This window comes from Chitinophaga sp. (assembly GCF_036566945.1).
Lineage (GTDB): Bacteria > Bacteroidota > Bacteroidia > Chitinophagales > Chitinophagaceae > Chitinophaga.
Window position 1 is genome coordinate 1 of the sequence record NZ_DATCVJ010001060.1, and the last position, 22,120, is coordinate 22,120.

At 47.9% G+C, this 22,120-nt stretch carries 16 protein-coding genes; 3 read left to right on the top strand and 13 right to left on the bottom strand.

The window, feature by feature from the left end:
* Window positions 1-112 precede the first annotated feature (112 nt).
* Window positions 113-691, top strand: coding sequence for an NAD(P)H-dependent oxidoreductase (locus VIP81_RS31990; RefSeq protein WP_331971790.1), 579 nt, complete (start codon window positions 113-115; stop codon window positions 689-691).
* An 89-nt stretch (window positions 692-780) separates the two neighbouring features.
* Here the strand turns inward: VIP81_RS31990 and VIP81_RS31995 are convergent, their stop codons facing one another.
* The 8 genes from VIP81_RS31995 to VIP81_RS32030 form a co-directional block, all read right to left on the bottom strand.
* Window positions 781-2,922 (bottom strand): hypothetical protein, encoded by a 2,142-nt coding sequence (locus VIP81_RS31995; protein WP_331971793.1) that lies wholly within the window; start codon window positions 2,920-2,922, stop codon window positions 781-783.
* A 10-nt stretch (window positions 2,923-2,932) separates the two neighbouring features.
* Complete coding sequence (locus VIP81_RS32000) at window positions 2,933-5,182, bottom strand: hypothetical protein (protein WP_331971796.1); 2,250 nt, start codon at window positions 5,180-5,182, stop codon at window positions 2,933-2,935.
* A 72-nt stretch (window positions 5,183-5,254) separates the two neighbouring features.
* Window positions 5,255-6,724 (bottom strand): SusD/RagB family nutrient-binding outer membrane lipoprotein, encoded by a 1,470-nt coding sequence (locus tag VIP81_RS32005; protein ID WP_331971800.1) that lies wholly within the window; start codon window positions 6,722-6,724, stop codon window positions 5,255-5,257.
* Window positions 6,725-6,736: 12 nt separating this feature from the next.
* Window positions 6,737-10,198, bottom strand: a complete 3,462-nt coding sequence (locus VIP81_RS32010; protein ID WP_331971803.1) for a SusC/RagA family TonB-linked outer membrane protein — start codon at window positions 10,196-10,198, stop codon at window positions 6,737-6,739.
* Between the two features lie 20 nt (window positions 10,199-10,218).
* Window positions 10,219-11,208: a FecR family protein gene (locus VIP81_RS32015; RefSeq protein ID WP_331971806.1), complete on the bottom strand. Its 990-nt coding sequence runs from the start codon at window positions 11,206-11,208 to the stop codon at window positions 10,219-10,221.
* Between the two features lie 80 nt (window positions 11,209-11,288).
* Entirely contained in the window at window positions 11,289-11,885 is a 597-nt protein-coding gene (locus VIP81_RS32020; protein ID WP_331971809.1) for a sigma-70 family RNA polymerase sigma factor, read from the bottom strand.
* 87 nt (window positions 11,886-11,972) lie between these two features.
* On the bottom strand, window positions 11,973-12,917 hold the full coding sequence (locus VIP81_RS32025) for a dihydrodipicolinate synthase family protein (RefSeq protein WP_331971812.1): 945 nt from the start codon (window positions 12,915-12,917) through the stop codon (window positions 11,973-11,975).
* A gap of 17 nt (window positions 12,918-12,934) precedes the next feature.
* The gene (locus tag VIP81_RS32030) at window positions 12,935-14,464 is read right to left on the bottom strand and encodes a sodium:solute symporter (RefSeq protein ID WP_331971815.1); all 1,530 of its coding nucleotides are present in this window, start codon (window positions 14,462-14,464) and stop codon (window positions 12,935-12,937) included.
* Between the two features lie 138 nt (window positions 14,465-14,602).
* Here VIP81_RS32030 and VIP81_RS32035 point away from each other — a divergent pair, with 138 nt between their 5' ends.
* Window positions 14,603-15,460, top strand: coding sequence for an AraC family transcriptional regulator (locus VIP81_RS32035; protein ID WP_331971817.1), 858 nt, complete (start codon window positions 14,603-14,605; stop codon window positions 15,458-15,460).
* 158 nt (window positions 15,461-15,618) lie between these two features.
* On the opposite strand, the gene VIP81_RS32040 is transcribed toward VIP81_RS32035, so the two are convergent.
* The gene (locus VIP81_RS32040; protein WP_331971819.1) at window positions 15,619-16,701 is read right to left on the bottom strand and encodes a Gfo/Idh/MocA family oxidoreductase; all 1,083 of its coding nucleotides are present in this window, start codon (window positions 16,699-16,701) and stop codon (window positions 15,619-15,621) included.
* A 153-nt stretch (window positions 16,702-16,854) separates the two neighbouring features.
* On the opposite strand from VIP81_RS32040, the gene VIP81_RS32045 reads away from it, so the two are divergent.
* The gene (locus VIP81_RS32045; RefSeq protein WP_331971822.1) at window positions 16,855-17,604 is read left to right on the top strand and encodes a DUF4272 domain-containing protein; all 750 of its coding nucleotides are present in this window, start codon (window positions 16,855-16,857) and stop codon (window positions 17,602-17,604) included.
* Between the two features lie 63 nt (window positions 17,605-17,667).
* On the opposite strand, the gene VIP81_RS32050 is transcribed toward VIP81_RS32045, so the two are convergent.
* From VIP81_RS32050 to VIP81_RS32065, 4 genes are all read right to left on the bottom strand, one after another.
* Window positions 17,668-19,368, bottom strand: coding sequence for a GMC family oxidoreductase (locus VIP81_RS32050; protein ID WP_331971825.1), 1,701 nt, complete (start codon window positions 19,366-19,368; stop codon window positions 17,668-17,670).
* A gap of 91 nt (window positions 19,369-19,459) precedes the next feature.
* The gene (locus VIP81_RS32055; RefSeq protein WP_331971828.1) at window positions 19,460-19,837 is read right to left on the bottom strand and encodes a nuclear transport factor 2 family protein; all 378 of its coding nucleotides are present in this window, start codon (window positions 19,835-19,837) and stop codon (window positions 19,460-19,462) included.
* A 76-nt stretch (window positions 19,838-19,913) separates the two neighbouring features.
* Window positions 19,914-20,645 (bottom strand): c-type cytochrome, encoded by a 732-nt coding sequence (locus tag VIP81_RS32060; protein WP_331971831.1) that lies wholly within the window; start codon window positions 20,643-20,645, stop codon window positions 19,914-19,916.
* A gap of 72 nt (window positions 20,646-20,717) precedes the next feature.
* The gene (locus VIP81_RS32065; RefSeq protein WP_331971834.1) at window positions 20,718-21,944 is read right to left on the bottom strand and encodes an MFS transporter; all 1,227 of its coding nucleotides are present in this window, start codon (window positions 21,942-21,944) and stop codon (window positions 20,718-20,720) included.
* Window positions 21,945-22,120: the final 176 nt, after the last annotated feature.

A 22,120-nucleotide genomic window follows, 5' to 3' on the forward strand; every position in this document is an offset into this window, starting at 1 on the left:
ACACCCGAAACACTCAGTCGCCTGCGCGGCCGGTATTGATCCGACTATTTGATTTATATCAAATAATGCCGTTGATATATCAGGCAATTTCGTGCTGTAACAGACATACAGTATGAAAAAGATATTGATTATACAAGGAAACCCACATCCCGGCAGTTATTGCAGCTCTTTAGCCACTGCTTATCAACAGGCAGCGCTTTCAGCAGGACATGAAGCACGCCTGATACATTTACATGATTTGAATTTTGAACTCAACCTCCGTCATGGATACCGGGAAAGGACTGCCTGGGAACCGGACCTGGAAACCACCTGGAACGCCATACAGGCCGCAGATCACCTGGTATGGGTTTATCCTACCTGGTGGGGAGGCATGCCCGCCTTGCTCAAAGGCTTTATTGACCGGGTATTTTTGCCGGGGAAAGCCTTTAAGTATCGCGACAATTCTCTTTTCTGGGATAAACTGCTCCAGCATAAATCGGGGCGTATCATTGTCACCATGGATTCGCCCAACTGGTACAACCGCCTGATGTATGGCAATGCCAATATCCGCGCTATGAAAACCGTCACGTTGAAATTTTGTGGGGTATCGCCGGTAAAAGTGACGGTGCTGGATAATATAAAACATCGCTCCCCTATGGAAATTGAAAAAGGTATCCGGAAAGTGGAACGGATTGGAAAAACCGGGAAGTAGTTTTTATGGATAGCCGTATCCGGGAGAACAACAAAGGCGCTACCATCGAATGATGATAGCGCCTTCGCTTTTAAATATGTGTTGTCTATTTATTCCAATACTTTCAGGTAACGCGCCATCCAGTAAGGCAGCAGAAATTCATCGCCGGCCAGTTCTGATTCACCGCCATGGCCGCCGTCAAGCGTAAAGGCGTTGGCATTGTGCCGGTGTGTTGGCAGCTCATCCAATGGCAGCAATACTTCGGTGTACTGATGCCGGAAGTTGGGAGGCAACAACGTAATATCTTTCCGGTTTGAATTTTTGATGGTCCAGGTGATCTGATCCATCGGAAAAGTTTGCAGCCACCAGGTAGTGGCGGCGGTATCCTGATCGCCGGCAGTGGCTTTGGTGATGAGGTTCCACAGCGCATTTTTTTCCGGGCGCTCTACTTCCCAATGATTGCGGATAGCGCCTTTATATTGTTGTTTCAGTTCATCGGTGAATGCATAATTATACAATACCCAATAGGTCAAAAACGCCATTTCATCATCAGAGTGATTCCAGTCGCCCATGCCCATATCTATACCCATGTGCAGATAGCCGGGAGTGGGTTTAATAGTGCGATAGTCGATGCCGATGTTTTTCAGATAGCCGTACTTGTTAATGAGTTTATAAGCTTCGGTTTTATATCTTTCTTTCCCGGTGAGGGCATAGGCCAACTGTAGCCCGGCCATAATGGTGGTGCTGCCCAGCCGGCGGTCGCCGATGGTAGTAGGATACCAGTTGATATATTCCGGTCCCCAGCGGGCCCACAGCGTGGGTTTGTTATCTATATCCACGAGCGTGTATTGATGGTCGAGGATATGCGTCATAATTTTATCGATGAATGCCGTGACCCGTTGTTTTTCTGTGGGTGTTTCGGCCACCATTTCATGCAATACGGCAGCCACCCAGATATAGGCTACATATTCATCACTGCTGGTATGCCCTTTCCATTCCCATTCCGGATCAGGCGAGTCGCGCCATCTTTCAGGATCGGAATTTTTATAGCCTTTCCTTTCAAAGGTGCGGGAAGGAAATCCCGTGAGCTGGTTAATAGAGAGTATTCTTTCAAAGGCTTCAAAGGCTTCCCAGGCATAGCGTTTGGCCATTGGCTCATGTGTTACTGCGTAACGGAAAGCCTGGCTGCCGAGGTAAAAGCTGCTCCACAAACCATCGTTATCTGTATCTGCCATTTCAGCGGAACCTACGTCACCGGGAGGATTGAGTTGGAGATTGGCAATAAAGCCATAGCGGATATGCCGTTCGCGGATTTTGCGTTCGAAGTAGGCGGCTTTCTGCGCGAGTGTTTGTTGGATAAATGCAATTTTATTGAGACCGGTAGCCGTAAGTATATATACGTCACCCTTACTGTCGGCGGCCATGCTTTTTACCGCATCCTGGTCCAGCCAGCGGCGGGAAGCAAAATAACGATAAGTGCCGCTATCCGTTTTCATAAAAGCGCCTTCCGGCGTGCCTGCCCAGATATGGCCGTTGACCACCAGCAGCTCCCGTATATCGGGAACGGGTACACGTACCTGCAGGGATAAACTGGTATCGCCGGTGCGACGATTAATACCGTAATAGCCATGGGTGGTAGCGAGTATAATATCATTATCGTTGAAAGCCATGGCAGTGGCGCCGTTAACGGCATGCAGCGGTACAAACTTTGTTCCATCGAAACGATATACTGCTTTGGCGCTCAGGATAAAAAACTCCCCTGCGTTGGCGGCCATACTTTGTACGCCTTCTCCAATGAGTGGTAATTCCTGTAGTTTGCCATTGTTGCCGATGGCCAGGGCGTTGTTGCCGGATAGTAACATGCGACCGGTGGCATCTACGGCTACGCGGTTATATTTATTCAGCGGTAAATTGATATAGGGTACGCCGGCATAGCCGTTCGTCAGACATTTATCTGCATACAAATAATACAGGTGTCCGCTGGTTTCCCGGGTGGTTACATCCACCGGTATTTTCTGCGCCAGCGGGCGGAAACGGAGATCCCGTACCAGGTCGTTGCCACTAAGCCGGTAAAAGCCCTGCGAGGTGAGTACCTGTACATTGTCGTTATAATCCGTGATGACTTTGAGTAGCTGCAGTCCTGCCGGAACATGGTACTTAACAGATACCGCCTGTGTAAAAGGCTGGTCAGACGTGGCATAGGTGGCACACGACAGCAGCAGGCCCGCTGCCAGGTTCGTTAATTTCTTCATTCCGATAGTTTTATAATTTAATCAGCCACACTTCTGTGACCCTTGAATGTTGGCGCCAGTTAAGGTGTTCTTCATCTATCGTATCCCAGGTGAGCAACAGCGTACCTGTTTTACTTAATTCGGGAGGTACTGCAAATTCTTTTAGTTCTCCTACCCCTTTATGATATAGTCCGGGGGTAAGCCGCACGCCGTTGGCGCGCAACAAACTTTCCCCGTAACCGGTGATCCTGATAACATAGTGAGCGGTAGTATCGAGGTGATCATATCGCATGGCGGAAGGCCAGCGCAGGCTCACCATCCACGACAGACGTTTGCGGCTGTAACCACTCTCCCACCAATCAAATCCCGGCGCATCACTCCTGCGTATCAACGGATCGGTGTGCAAATCTTCTGTACGCACCACATGTGGCGATTTGGAAATATTACCCACGGCATCGTAATAACTTCCCGGTCCGGGATTCTCCCAGCGGGCAATGGTGTCCAGTGCTTTTCGTTGGGCCGTTTCCGGTAGTGTACGAATGTAACGGAACTGGTCTTCCAGCCACCAGCGGTTATTCAGCGGCCGGTCGAGGAAGTCGAGTACGGCGCCTCTTTCCGGTCCTGCCGCCTGGTATTTGGCGACGCTGGTTTGCAGCGCCACGGATTTAAAAAGGGCGTCGCATAACGCGATGATCCGATTGCGCCATTGGGGCTGGACGACATTATCTGCCTGTTGTAATATTTTCTCTGCGCGGCCGATGGCATCGCCTGCTTCGAGGAGTGTGCGGTTAACGGCCGCCTCCAGTGCCGCTTCACGGATAGCGCGTTTTCTCGTATAGGCGTCGTAGTAAGCCCGCAGCAAGCACATTTGCCAGCGCCAGTTGCTGGCTAATTCCGGGTGATCCTGTTCCAGCTTTTGCCATAATATCAACGTGGCCTCGATGCCACCGTTATCCGCGATAGCACCGTCCCAGTTTTTTTCCAGCGCAAGGATACCGTCGGCAGCATCTTCCTGAAAAGGAGTACCAAAAAAGAAATTGCTGTATTGGGTTAAGATCTCCCGTACATCCGCCTGGCTATTCCAGCCCAGCATACTCCACACCATTTTATTGATATCGTCGTGCGCCCCGTCGGAGTAGCTGATAAAGCCATCCATGTAGGGAGCAATGAAGCGGTAGATGTTAGCGTAGTACAAAGGCTGCGGGTTCACCGGTTCCCGGCCCAGCGTTACCGCAAAGACAGGGTCCCACCATACGACGGGGTAGTCGCAACGTACCGTATGTGTAATGTCCGGATAGTGCCGGATGGGATATCGGGCCGGTAAAGCCGCCCGGGTGTCTTCCAGTGAAGGACTGGAGGGACCGACTACGATCCCGCCCAGCCATGCCGGCAGGCGTTGATGAATATATGCATACACGAAAGCACATTCCTCCGGGTTATAGCCTTGCAGCGATAGCCAGATCCGTGCTTTCGGATGGTACTTTTTTAAGGAAACAGACAACTCTTCCAGCAATGGAATCACCAATTGTGGTGGATTGTTGCCGGGATCTCCGCCGGGAAAGAATACCGCATCGAGTCTTACTGCCTGACGGAAAAGCGTGTCAAACTGCAGCAGGTAATGGGTTCTTTTAGCAGTATCTTTTAAATCAAAAGTGGCGGGTGTCCACACGGAAAAGTCGAGGTCATATTTTTTACAAAAGCCGCTGATACGCAGGTTCATGTCCAGGGAGGGCAGGTGAAAATGGGGAGACGGCGGCATAAAAGGGATGGCCTCAATACTGTTGGCGCCGAAAATGGCAAGGTCGCGGATGTATTGTTCGTATTGTTCCGGTGTCCATCCATCATAGGAATTGGCGAGGTTGCGGTAACCTATCTGGTGCCCGCGCACGGCCTTTTCCGGGCTGGCATCCACTTTTAGTATATCCGGCAACGTTACCTGTTGTGGTGCATACGCCATGATACGGAGTAAATAGCCGGCGCCATATAATAAGCCACGGGCACCATCGCCATCCACGTATATCAATTCTCTGTTGTTACCTGATACATTCCGGATGTGATAAGATTCCGGTGCGCATGTAGTACTGCGGAATACAATCACCGGACCATTCTCCGGCATCTTGTTGGTGATGGGCCAGGTAAGGCCCGTACGGCGTTGTACTTCTTCCTGTAATACCTGTGCGGCGATCTGTTTCTCTTTACAAACAATGGTAACTTGTTGCCAGGAAGTAGCGGTAGAAAATAGTGGAATAAAAAATAAGATAGTAAGGAATCCTTTCATCATCAGGTCAAATAAAAAAGGAAATAGCAGGACAAAAATAATCGGGCGGCGGCTTGCCACCCGATCGTTAACATTTTATTTCAGGTACCACATCAGGGTGGTTTGTTTATCAGGCCCAAACACGGTGAGTGCTTTCTGGTATTGATCTTCATTGGTATCTCTTTCACCGGTGGGATAGATATAGCGTTTAGGCAATACCGGTGTAGACGAAAGTGGTCCCAGTACAAATTTTGGGAATCCGGTGCGGCGGTTATCAAACCAGGCTTCAGGCGTTTTGATGAATCCGGCGATCCATTTCTGACCAATCAGTTGTTCCAGAGTACCGTTGTATTTCACCAGTGGCTGATTGTAGTAAAGTGAATCTGTAGCCGTTTTATCTACGCCATAGTATTTCATACTGGCAGCGATACCATCGTAGTAAAGGCTTTCGGCTGTTTTACCGGTTACCGTTACTTTCCCTGCCTGTACACATTCCGCCAGAATAAAACATACTTCCGAATAGGTGAGCATCGTTGCATTGACCATAGGATTACTTTTGCTGGCGTACATTTCAGAAAGGCGTGAAATATGATCGGCGCCGCCATTGTAGTCGTAAGGTGCTGAAATGGCGTTCGGTACGCCTACATAAGGCAACGTATCAATGGTGCCTCCTTTCAATGAATCGACCTTCGCAATCCATACGGGCAAACGTGGGTCTTTACGCTTTAGCAGTGCATCTACGATTTCTTTACTGGGTTTACGCTTGTCGAATTCGGAGAACGAATTGGAGAGTGGCCAGCTGTCATCGCTGATATTACCGAGGTATTTTACTTCTGCATTATCGTCGTTGCTTTCGAAGATCGGATACTTGTTTTTATCATTCAGGATTTCCTGCATTTCCGTAAACGCGGCGGTATATTTTTTTGATATACGCAGCAGCATTCTTAGCCGGAGTGAGTTGGCGAACTTACGCCACAGCATAGCTTCCCCTCCGTACATCACATCTGCTTTGGCATCTATGCCACCACCATTGCTGGTCAGTCCATCATTGGCTTCTTTCAGTGTTTGCAGTAACGCGGGATAAATCACCTCCTGCTGGTCATATTTAGGATGGCTCAGTGTTTGGCCTTTCAACAACAATGCTTCACTGTAGGGTATATCTCCAAAAAGATCAGTAACATAGGCAAAGTTAAATGCCTCCAGTACTTTACCTACTGCTACATATTGCGGCGTGTTCTGTTTGGTGGCCAGGTCCATCATCTCCCGGTTGGCAGATAATCTGCTGTAGTAATCGTCCCAGCTTTGAGGCCCCCAGTCGAACTTATCATCGCCCTCGTTGCGCACCATCGTAATATAACGACCGGCTTCGGCGGGTTTACTCGTATAGGCTTCGTTCTGGTACATATAGGCCGTTTTGATCAGCACAGACGACAGCAGGAATTCCGGGTTGATCACTTCTGATTCATTCGGATTTACGTTGATCTCCTCCAATCCTTTTTTACAGGAGGCGAAGAGCACACCGAACAAGAGTATGTAATATTTAAAAGGCATGCGTTGCATAACCATACAATTATTGGTTTAGAAATTGAAACCTACTTTAGCGCCAAAGGAACGGGTGTAAGGCAATCCCCAGCTGGTTACGCCCGGAGAGAAGCTACCATTGGAGATGGTCATGGCCGTTTCCGGATCGTATCCTGCCTCCGCAGCTGTCCAGGTGAACAGGTTACGGGCAATCAGTGATACTGATAAATTTCCCAGTGGGAATCTACCCAGTGTTTTCTTTGAAAAATTGTAGGTAAGGGAAGCTTCCCGCAGCTTTACATAGCTGGCATCAAAAGTAGAACGACCGTTAAAACTCCAGTAGTATTCGCCGTAGTAGTTTTCCGGATCTGTGATGATATCATTCTTTTTATATTTGCCGTTGCCTTCATCGATATAACCATCGAGGATCATTCCATCTGTACGTTGATGCCCGGCATCGTCTGTCCAGCTGAGTCCTCCGGTTTTAGGATCGCGGCCAGGCAGGGTTGTTTCTGTACGGCCGTCGCTCAACAGGTTCTTGGCCACGTAGGAAAAGAATTTTCCTCCCTGACGCCAGTCGATCAGTAAGTTCAGGCTAAATCCTTTGTAGTTGAAGGTATTGGAGATACCTATGGAAAAATCCGGATTATAGTTACCAATTTTCACATAGTCATTTACTTTCTGATAACTACCATCACTGGCCAGTAAGGGTTCGCCTTTATGTTCTCCGTCTGGTACCGTTTCCCAGCCCTGCGCATACATATCACCCATTTCAGACCCTTCCTGTACCAGGAAGCGTATCCCCTCAGCTCCACCGGCCAGGTAGCTGCTGATGCCGTCTACCAGCTCCAGCACCTTGTTGCGGTTACGGGTATAATTTACCTGGAGATCCCAACGGAAGGGCCCTGCTACCGGTGTTGCATTCAATGTGACCTCAATACCTTTATTCTGTATTTTTCCGGCGTTTACAATCATGCTTTTATAACCGGAAGCCGATGTAGTGGGAATGGGAATAATCTGGTTACGGTTCACCGTGTTATAGTAAGTAAAATCTACTCCCAGTCTTCCATTTAAGAACCTGACATCTGCGCCAAATTCATGAGAGGTAGCAATGAGTGGTTTAAGGTGATTATTTTTCAGCACGTCGCTGATATTCGCCTGCTTCACATCGCCCCAGTCCTGTCCAAAATTAAATGTATTGTACAGGTTATAAGGATCGGTGTCACCACCCACCTGCGCCCAGCTGGCTCTCAGCTTGGCAAAAGAAAGCGCCTTGGAGGTGAGGTGCAGCATATCTGACACCACCACGCTTAAGGACGCTGAAGGATAAAAATAAGAGTTGGAGCCTGTGGGCAAAGTGCTGGACCAATCGTTTCTGGCAGTCAGATCAAGGAAAGCGTAGTTGCGATAACTTACCTGTCCCATTCCATACACGCTGTTGATACGTTTGCTCGACTTATTGGAGATGTTTCTCACCGTGCCTGCCTTGGCATTGGAAATATTGAATAACTGCGGTATGACCAGGCTTTCTGAACTCTGGGAGGTACCTCGTCTTATCTGATTCATGCGGTTGGCGCCACCGGATAAAGAGAAAAAGAAATCTTTGTTGACCTGCTTTTTATACGTCAGCAGGAAATCGGTATTCTGCTCCCGGAAATACTCTGTGGAAACAGCGTAGGCGCCGGTTTCATTATTGATCGAGCCAAATGGTCGTTTACTTTCCCGGGATTCCGAATAAAGATCCATGCCGGTACGGCCCATCAGCGTCAGGTCTTTCGTAAGATCTATATTTAACTCTACGTTGCCGATCATACGGTCACGGTCGTACGCATTTGTGAATTCATAGGCAACAAAGTAGGGATTATCTGTACTTCCGGGTAAATGTGTAAACTGATCCAACCCTTCTTTACCGGGTAACCAGTAATTACGTAGTTTTTGGATATCGATGTTAGGCGTAGTCGTATAAACAATATTGCTCACACTCCCCCGGTTGAACGTAGGACGATTACCGCTGCTGTTTTTCGTATAGCCGATATTGGTATTCACCCTTACTTTTGGGTGCAGGGTATAGCCGGCAGCCAGATTAAGTGTATTTCTTGTAAGATCGGTATTAGGGGTAATGCCTTCGTTACTCAGGTTAGTGAAGGAAAGCCGCAGATTCCCATCTTTATTATTCTCCGTAATGGCGATGTTGTTGGTAAATGTTGAACCGGTGCGGAAAAAATCCTTGAGCCGGTCAGGATAGGATACCCAGTCTGTAGGAATAGGATTACCATTAGCATCGAGCGGACTATCCCATTGTACATGTTTGGAACCATCATCCAGTCTGGGTCCCCAGGAGGCTTCAGAAATGGTTTCATCAGACCCGGTTCTGTCGCCGGCGCCAAATTCATTCTGGAACTTCGGAAACAGCCAGGGTTGGTCCAGCATGATGCTGGAGTTGACGGAAACGCCCAGCCCTTTCTTTGTGCCGGAACCGGATTTAGTGGTGACCAATATCACGCCATTGATCGCACGGGAACCGTACAAAGCAGATGCACTGGGCCCTTTGAGCACGCTGATGCTGGCAATATCATCCGGATTGATGTCCGACACGGTACTACCATAATCAACTACCACCTGTCCTACCGGCTGCGTTGGATTACGCACGGCAGGTGCAATGGGAATTCCATCCACTACATATAAAGGCTGATTATAGCCGCTAAGACTACTTTGGCCACGGATGGTAATCAATGAGGTACCACCGGGATCAGAGCTGGTACTTCTCACGTTTACACCGGCTACTTTACCGGATAAAGCGTTGGCTACATTGACTTCTTTTACGGTGCTGACCTGATCGCCTTTGAGTGTGGCGATAGAATAGCCCAGTGCTTTTTCCTGGCGTTTAATACCGAGTGCGGTGACTACCACATCATCGAGACTACGAACATCTGGTGTTAACTGCACCTGCATGTTGCTGTTTGAAACCGGCAGCTCCTGGGTATGGTAACCTACAGAGCGGAATACCAGTATGGCATCGGGACCGGCTACACGCAGGGAAAAATTCCCGTTGGCATCTGTAACGGTGCCATTGGAACTACCTTTTTCGTGTACACTCACACCGGGAACGGCGGCGCCTTTTTCATCTATTACGGTACCTTTTACCTGCACATCGGCGGCAGTTGTTTTTGCGGCGGCCGATGCGCGGATCGCATAATCATGTTCACTGAGTTTGACAGCCTGCAAGCCCAGTGGCAGCAATATTTTGCTGAGTTGAGTTTCCAGGTTGTTGTCAGTAAAATGTACTTGTTTACCGGCCACAAACTTGTTGGCCACCTGTGCAGGTGAGTAATTAAAGCTGACATTCAACCTGGTTTCCAGGTTGGTCAGCATTTGGCGGAGGGAGATGGATTCTGCTTCCCCTGGAGTGTTTCCGCTGTTCACCATTAATTGCTGTGCTGACGTATGAGTGGTCAGCAATAACAACAACAGCAGCAGGGCGCTCCATGGAGCATAAAGCTTCGTAAAGCTCTTTTGCATAACTGTAAATTTTAAAAACCTTATTCAAAAATGATGACTGAATTGTGCTGTGTCATTTTCAGCTGATGCACGGTAGCCATAGCTTTCAATAGTATTACCGGATCGGCAGCAGGGGCTGAACCCGTGAACAGCAGTCCTTCTACGCTTTTATTCCGGAATTGAATATGATAGCCGTAAATATCTTCCAATTGCTGTGCTACATGGATCAGTGATTCCTCCCGGTATACCAGGCGGTGTTGCTTCCAGGCCGTGAGTTGTGTGGCATCCGCCAACAGGCGTTGATGTGCACCGGGTGTAAACAACATCATGTCTCCCGGCTGCATATGCAGACTATCGTTCACTACAATTCTGCCTTCCTCCAATAATATCTGTACCTGTTGGTGACGGTTATATACATTAAAAGCGGTGCCTTTCACTTCGATGGTTACTTCCGGCATGGTTACCCGGAATTTAGGATGTAAGCCGGCAGGCGACTTCGCTACATTGAAATAGGCTTCTCCGGTCAGGGCCACCGTTCTCACTTTATCCTGCTGCCATTTGGCCGGATAAACAATGGAAGAATTAGCATTGAGCTGCACCATAGACCCATCTGGTAACTGCACCGTTTTGGTTTCTCCAAAGCCCGTTTGCACGATAATGTTTTCCGGTGCGTGGCTACCGGAATAGTACCATATCACGGCGAGGAAGATGACGCTGGCGGCGGCCAGTGCGGCCCCCAGCGCATATAGTACCTTCCTGCGTGGTTGTCCGTTATTTTTTTTGTTGGCAGCATCGTCCAGCAGCGCGTCTATCTGATTTTTCACTGCGTTCATTTCTTCCGTACTCACCTCCTGCCTGCGGAACCGCAGTGCCAGTACTATTGACCTGGCCTCGTGCAACACGGGTTCTTTTTCCGGGTGCGCTGACTGCCAGCTGGCCCAAAAGTCAACCGTGTCCATATCATACAGCACCCATGCCTGGAAAGAGGCATCTGCCGCAAAATCTGCCGCATCGTATTCACTATAGTTCATAAAAAAGTGCCTTATACAATAAGAAGAGACAGCCACCGGATAAATACCCTCAGGAAAACCGTTTTTTTTTCAAATTATTTTTAATGGAACATCAACGCGGATTCATTGGGCGCCAGCAAAGTTTTTAATTCTGCTATTGCGCGGTATACTAAAGTACGTGCATATTTTACTTCTTTCAATACCATGATCTCTGCAATCTCCTCATAGGTAAGGTTTTCATAAAAACGCAGATAGATCGCTTCTTTTTGCCGGAGTGTGAGGGTGTGTAGTTTTTGCTGTAAAAGCCGGTTCGCTTGTTCGGTGTGTTGGCGGTGGATCAGGATACTTTCCGGAGACAGCTCCAGATCGAAAATGGCTGCGGCGCCCTCATCGAGGCCGGCGGGTAATTTAGCGGATTGCGCCAGGTAACGGAATAATTTTCTTCGGGCAGATACCAGCAGGTAGCTTTTCATATTGACAGGCATCGCGAGGCCCGTTCGTTGCAGGAACAGCTGTGAAAAGAAGTCCTGCAACATGTCTTTCACAAGACTACGATCCGTTGTAAACCGGATACAGTACCGGAATAGCAATGGAAAGTAGCGCCGGTATATTTCCCCGAAAGCATCCCGGTCTCCATCACAGAGCCGTAGCCACAGGATCTTCTCGTCTTGCTGTGAATTATAAAGGCTGGTTGACATCTATTATGTGAATTAGGAATAAGGATTTCTCTAAACTACACATTGGCCGATTGCCGTCATAATTTCCTGTCTAAAAATAACATCTATTTAATGTAAAGGCGAGGTGGCTGTTCCTACTTCTTTTATCTGTAGCCGATCACACCAACCTTTAAAATCGCGGTAAATCTGTTGTAATGTTGCCTTTTGCTCCGGCGTTAGTTCCAATGCATGTGCGCGGCTGATGGTACGTACCGGCAATCCCCGTTGCTGCAAAAAATATTTGGCACTCAACGGATACCCGATATGAATCAGCGGATCTACCCGTTGCAGCTCTGCCTGAATCCAACGCACCTCGGCTTGTTTACTTTCATCATGGATATGATTACATAGCCACACTAATATTTCCGGATAAAAATTTCCGGAGATAGACGACATCCCCGCAGCGCCCATTTTCATAGAGTCGACTGCGTTAGGCGTGTGTGCATCATAAAACTCCAGCCGGCTACCCGCGGTCACCGCCAGTTTAGCCTTTACCTGCGCTACATTACAGGAAGTATCTTTATGGTAGATCAACCGGTTAGTGGCCAGTAATGTAGCTAAAATCTCCGGTGAGATCAGTCTTTTATAAGGCGCCGGGCATTCATACAATCCCAATGGAATATCGCCGGTGAGCGAAAACAGCTGTTCAAATCTTTGCAGCAGGATTTCATCCGGCTCATCGACGTTCGCAAAATGCCCGGTGATCATGATCACTGAATCTACCCCGGTGTCATGAATTTTTTGGGTGAATAATGCCTTGTCGGGAATAGTCAACCCGAATGACCCGGTGGCCACCACCGGCACACGGCCATTCACATAGCGTACCACATGACGTGTCAGCTCCAGCCGCTCATCTTCACTGATACTGTACATTTCAGAAGAAAGACAGTTAGCGAAAAAACCTTTTACGCCAGCCTCCAGGTAAAAATCTACCAGCTGCTCCACCATATCATGATCAATCTGTGCTTTCAGGTTAAACGGTGTGATCATCACCGGTACAAATTTCTTTTGCATAACAACGGGTTTAAGATTCAGGAAGTTGCTTCGCGTTGCAGCCGTGTTAGCAGCATGCCCGCAAGAAATATGGATAAAGTACCTACTACAATAATCAGGTGCACATGCATGGGGCTACGCCATTGCTCCCAGGCAGCAGGCAGGTATTTCGACAGTGACATCCAGACGATCACCAGCAACCCTATCACCGTAGCGGTAATTGCCGCGGCATTTTTTGTTCTGGACACAATACCCAGCAGGAATAAGCCTAACATGCCTCCTGCGAAGATGCCGGATAGTTCCCACCAGATATCCAGGATACTCTTCACGCCTATCATAGAAATCCCAAAGAAGATAGCCAGCAGGCCGGTCAGCGTAGTAGCGATATAAAGTACCTTCATATCGTTCTTAGGACCGGATGATGGATTGATATACCGCTGGTAAATATCTTTCAGAAAAACAGTAGCGGTACTGTTCATACCACTACTGACCGTACTCATAGCTGCAGATAAAATAGCCGCCACAATTAAACCCAGTAATCCTTTTGGTACTTTCGTGACCATAAACCAGGGTAATACTTTGTCGCCGTAATCTGCCGGTAGCAAGGTTTCCACGGCTACATGCCGCTCGGCTGCCACCTGTTGTTTTACGGTAACAATCATTTCCGGATGCTGTTGTGCATACGCAAACAAGGCGGTACCAATAAAAAAGAACACCATGCTCACCGGCACATACCAGTATACACATAACCAGATACTGCGGGAAGCTTCTTTCTCTGAGCGGGCGGTATGATAGCGCTGCACATAGTTCTGGTCCATCCCGAAATTATTCAGGTTAATAAAAAATCCGTAGAGTAATACCACCCAAAAAGTGGAGGTGCTCACATCGGCAGGATTAAAACTACCCAGTGAGAATTTGGCGTTGGCCATTCCTATCCTGAAAATATCGGCGATGCCATTATTCATCCCGGTAATCACCAGTGCCAGGATAATCAATGCGCCGGCTGTTTTAACAATGCCCTGCAATACTTCCGTCCAGATAACCGCTTCCATTCCGCCCAGTACGGTGTATATAATAATGCAGCCGCCGGTAACGGTCATGATTACACGCATTTCCAAACCGGTGAGTGCCTGTAGTGCCAATGCTACACCAAAAAAGATAGTGCCCATTCGTGCCAGCTGCATCAGCATAAAGCAAACCATGGCGTATGTTCTGGCCCAGGGCCCGAAGCGGCGCTCCAGGTGCGTATAGGCGCTTACCTCGCCACTGTGCCGGTAAAATGGCACAAAATACTTTGCCGCAATAAAAGCGGCCAGCGGCATCGACAGGCTGAATACAAATGCATTCCAGTTGCTGCCAAAAGATTTGCCAGGTACCCCGAGAAACGTATTACTGCTTAAAAACGTAGCGTACAATGACAGGCCCAATGCCCAGCCCGGAATAGTTCCGGAGGCTGTTGTAAATTGCGCGGCGTTCTTGTTTTTCCTGGAAAACCACAACCCCGTCAGAATCATACAAAGCAGGTAAATCACAATGACAGCCAGATCAATGAAAGGCATTTGGTGCATAGATGTTCGCTATTGGTTGATAATTTCATACGTGGAAAATAAAAATTGTCGTGCCGCTTTCTACTGCTAAGGTTGGCTTTTTTTTCTTATCAAACAATGTTATCTATTATGAAAAGAATGGCTTAAATTACTATCGCCATGAATCACCTTGCTGCCAACACACCCACGACATGGATACTGCCTGAGCACCTGAAACGCAAGCTGGAAAAGCATCCGCTTGGCAGAAATCTTTTTATTACCAGCATCGGCCTCTATCCTGAAAATACTGCCAGAGAACCCGGGGAAGTGAAGGGGGCAGCGGTATTTACGCTGTTATATTCCGCACATGGGAAGGGCTGGCTGGAAGTGGGTCGAAAAAAAACGGCGGTAAAAACCAATCAATACCTGCTCCTGCCTGCAAACACTGGTTTCCGTTCTGGCCCTGCTCCGGAAGATCCCTGGCGCCTGTACACCGTGCAATTTTCCGGGCTGCTGGCAGCCGAAATATACCGATATCTGGGTACAGCCGGGAAACCCCGTACCATCCCACCGCTGGTAGGCAGGAATGCACAGTTCGATGATATTCTGCATCACCTGGACCTCATGAATAACATAGAAAATTTGTTGTACGCCAACTTTCGCTTCTATAGTTTTCTCGGCACCTTCCGGCTCAGCGTATTTAATTACATGAAAAAGGGGGCAGATAATATTATAGAGCAATGTATCCAACTGATGAAACAACAACTGGATCAGCACCTGACGCTGGCGGATCTGTCGACAAAAACGGGTTTTTCTGCTTCTTATCTTTCTGCTTTATTCAAAGAAAAAACGCGCTACTCTCCCATTCAGCTGTTTACTTCCCTGCGCATGCAGAAGGCCAGCCAGCTGTTAAGAGAAACGGATTTTACGGTAAAAGAAATTGCGGGAGAAATGGGGTATCCTGATCCTTATACGTTTTCCAGATCGTTTAAATTAATTATGGGGGTATCGCCCAAAACGTTCAGGGATAAGCTTTGAGCGGAGCATATTTTTTCCCGCAAAGGCGCAAAGCAGCGAAGCAGCAAAGGGGTGAAAATTAATCCCCGCGTATGGCGGACTTAGAATTTGCTGCTGTATTCTTTGCTGCTTTGCGCCTTTGCGGGAAAAAATATATTGTTAAAGCCATCCCATATTTATCAGAGCATCACCACTTTGCCGCTGCGGACTGACTCGTCACAGGCAAAGGCAATACGGAGACTGTTTACCGCATCCTCCACATGTTCCGTAAGGTCTACATCTTCCCGGATGGCCTGTAAAAAATATAATTGTTCCCGATCGCATAATCCCTGGTGGTCTGGTTCTCCTTCCATCGTAATCCAGGTATCTTCTTTAACGAATTTCCCATTTGCATCCAGTGCCGCGTGATGGAAACGGAGCGATTCTGTTTTAGTGTGTGCGTCTACGTTATCCGACTTCCCGGCGCTGCCGGCATCTTTGGCTACAATAGATACTGATCCTTCCGGTCCGATTACATCTTTTACAAAGAAGGCTGTTTCGCTCATCATGGGCCCCCAGCCGGCTTCATACCAGCCTACGGAACCATCTTCAAAACGGATCTGGAGTTGTCCGTAGTTATAATTATCTGCCGGCACATCCTCTGAGAGCCTGGCGCCGATCGCATATACCTGTACCGGTTTTGAGCGGGTCATCTGGCACATTACGTCAATATAGTGTACGCCGCAGTCAACAATAGGACTCAAACTTTGCAACAGGTTGCGGTGTACCATCCACTTGCTGCCCTGACTTTGCTGATTGAGGTTCATCCGCATCACCAGTGGTTTACCCAGCTGCTGTGCCAGTTCCACAAACCGCTGCCAGGACGGATGATGCCGGAGTATATATCCTACTACCAGCTTCTTACCTGCCTTACGCGCGGCCGCGGCTACCCGCTCTGCGCCTGCCACGGAATCGGCCAAAGGCTTTTCTATAAACACATGGCAACCGTGTTCCAGTGCCGTAACGGCGAAGCTTTCATGTGTATCCGGATACGTGGAAATACATACGGCATCCGGTTGGGTGGCTGCTAATGCTTCTTCATAATTACTATACAGACTATAACCTCCGCCCAGCTTATCATTCAGCACCTGCTTACTGGCGCCGGTGGAAACAATACCGCAGATGTCAAATCCATCCAGGTGGTGATAGGCCATAGCATGGGAAGCGCCCATGTTGCCACAACCCACGACTAATACACGTAAAGGTTTTAATGATGCAGACATACCGGAATGTTTTATTTTTTCTTGTGGCTGGTAAGATACATTCAACGGGATAGATTTACAAATGCGAAGGTGACAGACAGCTGAAATATGTACTATATTTAAGTTTTTAAATTGTATATGAAGCATCTGAAAATAGTTTTAGCTGCGGGAGCAATGTCTTCATTATTGAGCTGCGGACAAGCCCCATCGGCCCCGGTGCAGGAAGTTAAGATGGAAACACCTGCTGTTAGCAAGCCTGTTGAAAACATAACACCTACGGTTGACCAGCAACGCAGACGTGCGGCTTCCGAAGCGATTTGTGTGGCGCATAACATTCCTGTTTATCCAAACCGGAATGCCTTGTTTGTTGCGCAGGAAGACAGTGTGACCATCCGAACAAAAGAAGAAGTGGTCACCAGGGCGCTGGCATTGTGCTTTGTAGAATTGAAAAGTGAAAGTGCAGACAAGACCGTGTTAGCAGCATTCGAGCAGCAGTACCAGGTAATGCAGTTTCTTACTGCAGCCGAAAAAACATTTGTGTTAGCAGAACATCCTACTCCCCAGGACCTGGCTAATGCCAATTGGAGAGCAGAGGGAACGCATGTGATGTTATGGGCATTAGGGTATGTAGATAGCTTGTCTTTCCCGGACGCTGTCTGTAATGTAACAGCAGATGTAGACCTCATTTCCTCGTTTACAGCCACCCAGTTCAGGGACAAAGCGAAACTAAGAAGTAAAAAGGAAATACTTGATCAGGCGGATTTGATTTTGAGATATGACTGGGCTTGCACGAGTGCTAATCTGCAACAGCAGGGTACTCCGGGCAACCTGAATCCTGAAGTGGTATTGGAACGGCATGTTGCCTTAAACTGGCTGATAAACTACATGAATCAAGCCTGGGATGATGTAAGTCCGGATACCTGATCCCTTAGATTAATACCAAAGTACCAAAGGGCAGGCATGATTATGTCTGCCCTTTGGTATTTATTACAACTGCTGCCGTTTCAGTTCTTTCACCGCATAATCTGCCGCCCGGGCGGTAATCGCCATATACGTCAGCGAGGGATTCTGACATGCAGAAGAAGTCATACAAGCCCCATCGGTAACGAATATATTTTTTGCGCTGTGTACCTGGTTCCATTCATTGAGAATAGAAGTCCGGGGATCTTTTCCCATGCGGGCGGTACCCATTTCATGGATAGCCATCCCCGGATAAGAATCTCTGTTGAAGGGTTGCACGTTTTTCAGTCCGGCGGCTTCCAGCATCGCCACAGCATCCTGGTCCATGTCTTTCCGCATTTGCCGCTCATTGTCTTTGAAATCGCAATTGAACTGCAATACGGGTTGTCCCCAGGCATCTTTTACGCTGTGATCCAGGGTCACTTTATTTTCCTCATAGGGCAGGCATTCTCCAAATCCCATCAGGCCCATTTGCCATGGCCCGGGTTCCGATAAATAATCTTTGAATGCATCTCCGATGCCCAGTTCTGCGATGCCGCGGGACCAGCCGCTTCGGTTGCTGTAGCCGGTATAGCCGAACCCACGCAGGTAGGAACGTTTGTCGTTACCCACATTCCGGAAACGGGGAATATAAAATCCGGCTGGCCGCTGCCCGTAGTGGTATTTATCTTTGAAGTCTTCCGATATACCGCTGGCGCCGGCATGAAAATGATGATCCATCAGGTAATGCCCCAGCACGCCGCTGTCGTTGCCCAGCCCCTGCGGGAAACGGTTAGAAACAGAATTCATCAGCACAAAGGTGCTGCCCAGTGTAGAGGCATTCAGGAAGATGATATTGGCATAGAACTCCTGCATTTCTTTGCTATGCTTATCGATCACGCGTACCCCGGTGGCTTTGCCTTTACTTTCATCATAAATAATGCTGTTCACAATTGCATCCGGATGCAGCGTCAGATTGCCTGTTTTCACAGCCGCCGGCAGTGTAGACGACTGCGTACTGAAATAAGCGCCAAACGGGCATCCGCGGGCGCAGCGATCACGATACTGGCACTTGCCCCTGTCGCCGATTGGCTGCGTGAGATTAGCGGTCCGGAAAATAGTCATGCGTCGGTCCGGAAATGCAGATTCTATCCGGCCCTTCACCTGCTTCTCAAAACAATTCATTTCCATGGGCGGCTGAAAAACGCCATCCGGCAAATGCGCCAATCCTTCTGCCTGTCCGCTGATACCGGCAAAAGCTTCCACATGGTCGTACCAGGGCGCCAGATCTTTATAACGGATAGGCCAGTCGATCCCGATCCCCTCTTTTATATTAGCCTCAAAATCCAGATCACTGAGCCGCAATGATCCACGGCCCCACATGATAGAACGGCCACCTACAATGTCTGGCCGGTTCCAATCGAATCGTTTTTTTTCTACATAGGGACTATCGGCATCTTTGAGCCAGTAGTTTTCGTTAAATTCTGTATATACCCGATCCCGGATCAGGTAAGGATGATCTTTTTTTTGTGTGTTGGTTAACGCGCCCCTGTGTTGTACTTCCCAGGGTGCTTTCGTGGCGGTGGTATAATCTTTAATATGCTCGAGCTGCTTGCCCCGTTCCAGCAACAATACTTTGAGGCCCTTTTCACATAGTTCTTTCGCAGCCCATCCCCCGGAAATCCCGGAGCCTACTACAATCGCATCGTACGTATTTAACCCTTTCGCTTTAAGGTTTAAGTTAGCCATACATCGGTGAATATTGGTTCAGCAGGAAAATAGGGAAATAACGGTAAAGGGAAATCTATTTTGGTATGAGCGGAAAGGCGTATTTTTTACGCTAACTAATATCTGACAATGCTACAATTTTATTTCCATCAAATTTAAAAACAGATATACCTGACAACTTTAATTCTGCTCCTTTTTTTAATCCATTGGGCAGGTCAATGGCCAGGATGGCAAAGTAGTCGATTTGAATAGTGGTTTGATCTGCTTCATGTACAAACGACCGGATGGTTTGTCTTCTTTCAGAAAGCAGGTGCCTGGATTGTTCCGCCAGTTCCTTAAAGGCAGTGCGGCCTACGAGTAACCGATCGACTTTACCCTTTGAAATATTCTCAAACCGGATGGCATCATCAAAGTCAGCCATCATTTTGTCGACATCGAAGTTGTTGTAAGCGGCGATGTAGTTATGGATGATTTGTTCTCTCTGCGTCATCGGATGCGGTCATTTATTATTAATTGGCCCGTTGTGTACTTCAAATTTAAGGTTAAATTTTATATCCTGTATGATGTCAGTGAGCGTAGTCCATAATACGGCGAATTTCTGCACAGGATAAGTCGGGAAACCGCGTACACTGTACTTGATATTCTTTCTCGTAGGCCACCTGCAGGCTATCTTTTAAGATGGAATTGCGGTTTCTCAGAAACTGACAAACCCATTGCTGGTCCCTGCTTTTAAAGACAGTTGCTAATGGAGGGCCTGTCAGCTCCTTCAACGGCGCGTGGCAACCGGCACAGTTCATCTGGAACAATGTTTTGCCGGTGATATACGTCGAGATAATAAATCTGTCGGCCGTTAAAGGAGGATTGACTGTTGTATCACTGTGCTTAAAAACGATGGTCTTGTATATTTTAAGAATGAGTTCCTGTTGCTGAACATGATGTCCCCATATTGTAAACTGATTTTTATCATGACGTGGCCGCAGGTGCATGGACACTATGCCGGGGGTATCGCCAACGGGAATCATAATGGTGGCTGGCACGCCGTTTACAGTATCTTCAGCTACACGACGATTTGCTCCTGTTTCAAAGTCAACGTCATATTCGCCATAATCAAATGTTAAACTATCTACGTTGTTGGTGAGTCCCCCACCATAACTGTCTACTCCCTCAAATTCCATGATTTTCCAATCCGGTGGCGCTTTTAACTGAAAGGCGCCAAAGTCCAATGTTTGCCAGGTATCTTCTTTAGGAGTAGTGCAGGATGCAACTAGTAACAGGCATAGTATACAGTAATATTTCACGGGGATAGGATTTGATCATAAAAGTACAGCATCCTCAGTGAAAAAATAGCTTAACATCCGCTGAAATTATCTTCACTCCATATAATTCAAATCTTTCGAAAACGTTTCCTCCATTTTCCATAGCGCCAGCAACGCCGGAATAATAGTCGCCAGTGCAATCATACCTGCTGCCTGCGTAACGCTGGTATGATCTTTTAAAAGCAAAAATAACGGGGTAAATATATTCACGCTGCCGCGCACAAAGTTAGGAACGGTAGTAGCCACGGTAGCACGCAGATTGGTCCCGAACTGCTCCGCTGCAATGGTCACAAACAGGGCCCAGTACCCGATCGCAAATCCCAGCAATAAACATAGGCCGTAAAAAACGAGGCTGCTCTGTGAGGTTTGTGTCAGGTAGATGGATACCGTAACGAGGGTAAGTATAATAAACACAAATACAGATGCACGTCTGCTTTTCAGGTACTGACTTAACAGCCCGCTGCTGATGTCTCCCAGCGAAAGGCCGATGTAGCAAAACATCACGGCTTTGCCGGCGTAAATGGTAGTAGTAAGACCCATCGCTTTCCCAAACTCAGGCGAGAACGTGACCAGTATACCTATCACAAACCAGATCGGCAATCCTATTAAAATGCAACGCAGGTATTTATAAAACATGTTGGCGGTGGTAAATAAGGCGAAGAAATTTCCACGGGAGGTGGTAGTTTTCTTCACGGCTTTAAACATCCCGGATTCGAATACATTAAAGCGCAACACCAGCAGCATTAAACCCAGTCCACCGCCAATAAAGTAGGCGATCTTCCAGTCGAACATGTCGGCTACAAAATAGGCCAGCACCGCTCCCAGTACGCCTACTGCCGATACAATGGTGGTACCATATCCCCTTATTTCTTTTGGGAGAATCTCTGCCACCAGGGTGATGCCGGCGCCCAGTTCTCCCGCCAGGCCTACCCCGGCGATAAAACGCAGCAGTGCGTACTGATCTACCGTGGTTACAAAACCATTAGCGATGTTCGCCAACGAGTACAATAAAATGGACCCGAATAAAACGGATAGTCTTCCTTTTTTATCACCGTAAATACCCCATAGTATGCCTCCCAACAGCATGCCTGCCATTTGCATATTAATCAGGTAGATGCCTTTCTCCAGCAGGTCGCTTTCCGCTATTCCTAAAGCTTTTAAACTGGGAATACGTACAATACTGAATAGTAACAAATCATAGATGTCTACAAAATAGCCCAGGGCGGCGACTATCACCGGGATAGAAAATAATTGTCTGACTTTTATGTTGGCTTGGTCCATGCGTTGAAAAAGGTTACGTCAGCATAAAGACGTTAAATAAAGACAGGCTAATCCGCTGGAAGGGATCTTTTTTTTGACAAAACCGAACGGCGCTATCCCGCTATTCATTATTTTTTTCCGTATTGCGTAAATCATTTTCCCGATTTGAATAACGGGGAAGGCGATCAATGAACAAC